The organism is Burkholderia sp. HMSC10F09, assembly GCF_001806955.1.
GTDB lineage: Bacteria > Pseudomonadota > Gammaproteobacteria > Burkholderiales > Burkholderiaceae > Burkholderia > Burkholderia multivorans.
Genome location: NZ_KV786912.1, coordinates 1 through 1,517, shown reverse-complemented (window position 1 = coordinate 1,517; position 1,517 = coordinate 1). Strand labels below are relative to the sequence as shown.

Genomic DNA, 1,517 nt, shown 5'->3' with positions numbered 1-1,517 from the left:
CCCGTTGCCCGGCGCACAGCGCGATGCGCTGCAGGCCGAGGTGCTGGCCGCGCTGTTCGACGCGTGCGCGCAGCCGGGCGACGACGGCAGCGGCGCCGCGCCCTCGACGCGGCGCTGGATCGTCGAGCAGGCGCGCGACTACGTGCTGGCGCATCGCACGCGGCCGGTCGGCGTGCCGGAACTGTGCGAGCAGCTCCACGTGAGCCGCCGCACGCTGCAGTACTGCTTCCAGGACGTGCTCGGCATGGCGCCCGCTTCGTATCTGCGCGCGCTGCGGCTGAACGGCGCGCGGCGCGATCTGTGCGGCCGTGCGGCCGGCTCGGTGCAGGATGTCGCGGAAGCGTGGGGATTCTGGCATCTGAGCCAGTTCGCGACCGATTACCGCCGGCTGTTCGGCAAGCGGCCGTCCGATACGCTGCGCGAGCGCGACGCGCTCGCCGCCGGGTGATGCGCGCGCGGGCGCGTGGATCGGCGGCATAGGCCGCGTCGCGCGGATCGCGTGCAGCGTCGTTGTCGCGCGTGCTGCCGATCGCGTTGCGCACGCATCGGGCCGCTGTCCGCGCGCGCTATGGCGCCGCGGTCCGGGCAGCCGGCCACGGCACCGCATCCCAGTCGAGCGCGCCGTAGGCCGCATCGATCGCCGCGATGTCGTCGGGCTGCTCGCTGCGATGCAGCCCGCGCAGTTCGGCCGGCACGTCGAGTTCGATCGGCACGCAATGCGGGTAGTCGCGCACGCGCAGTGCCGGCTCGATCGTCGTGAAGCACGCGACGCTCGGCACATCGAAGCCGGCCGCGACGTGCAGCGCGGCCGTGTCCGGTGCGAACAGCAGGCTCGCGCCTTTCACCCAGGCGATGAAGCGCGCGGTGTCGCCGGCCGCGTCCTCGCTCACGTCGACGTAGGCCGGATGCGCGACCGGCCCGAACCCGACCACCGGCAGCCCGTAGCGCTGCGCGAGCCGGTCGACGAGCCTCGCGCGCCGGGCCGGCGGCACGCTGCGCACCGCGGTGCTCGCGTCCGCGCAGAACAGGACGTAAGGCCGCCGCCATGCCGCTGGCAGCGCGGGGAGCTGCAGTCGCGCGAGCCAGCGGTTGCGCTTCGCCGATGCCGGCACGGCGGCAGGCTCCGCACCGAGCGCATCGAGGAAGAAGTCGATCATCGGCATATGCGCGAACGCCGGCCAGTACAGGTGATTGCCGATGTCGATGCACGGTGTGTGCGCGGGTAGCGCGTCGGCTGCGCACGGCAGTGCGCGCGTCGGCGCGACGACGTCGGCCGCGAGCGCATAGAGCGCCTCGACGTAGCGCGGCGCACGCGCGGGCCGATACAGCGTGAAGCGCAGGTCCGGATGCGCGTCGCGCAGCGCGGCGAGCGCGGTCAGCCCGATCACCGAATCGCCGAGCGCGACGCCCATCCCGTTGATCACGTGTACCTGCGTCGCGTGGCTGTAGTCGAGCCGGAACGGGCGCTGCGCGGCATGCAGCAGCTGCAGCGCCGGCGCGGCCGGCACGTAGCCGGC

Annotated in this window: 2 protein-coding genes; one reads left to right on the top strand and one right to left on the bottom strand. The window is 73.8% G+C overall.

The features are described 5' to 3' along the window. The coding region (locus HMPREF3115_RS26115) for a helix-turn-helix domain-containing protein (protein ID WP_141751744.1) at positions 1-448 on the top strand (448 nt) is incomplete at its 5' end. Positions 449-566: 118 nt separating this feature from the next. On the opposite strand, the gene HMPREF3115_RS26110 is transcribed toward HMPREF3115_RS26115, so the two are convergent. After that, the coding region (locus HMPREF3115_RS26110; protein ID WP_070556723.1) for a glycosyltransferase family protein at positions 567-1,517 on the bottom strand (951 nt) is incomplete at its 5' end.